The sequence below is a fragment of the Streptococcus oralis genome (genome assembly GCF_004127215.1).
GTDB lineage: Bacteria > Bacillota > Bacilli > Lactobacillales > Streptococcaceae > Streptococcus > Streptococcus oralis_BD.
In genome coordinates, this window is record NZ_QEWJ01000165.1 from 1 (window position 1) to 383 (window position 383).

Genomic DNA, 383 nt, shown 5'->3' on the forward strand with positions numbered 1-383 from the left:
GGATTTCCTAGTACGTCACTAGAATGTCCTGTTTCAATTTCTTGATCATTTTTAAATAACTTTAAGTTAATATCAGCAAACGATTTGTAATCAAGAGGTGTTACTCTTTTTCCAACCACAATTAAACCTGTTGCAGTATTATCTGAAATTAAATCTGATAAAGCAAAGTTAGGGAACCAATCTTTATAACGTGCGTCAGGAATTTCAATACCTGGAGCTACTTTTACACTTTCTAAGATGGTTTGAACATCTGCATTCTCTGGTAAGTCTGCAGTTAATTCAAAGATAAGTTCAGGTTCAAGTAATGGATCAAATAATGTTGATAATGAGATAGAGTTACCACCTTCGACTAATTGAGTAGATAAAATAGTACCGTACGCAGG

General features: G+C 33.7%; 1 pseudogene. It reads right to left on the reverse strand.

Annotation, left to right across the window (positions count from 1 at the left end):
* Positions 1–383, reverse strand: a pseudogene (locus DF216_RS10780) (2-keto-4-pentenoate hydratase); the annotation flags it as partial.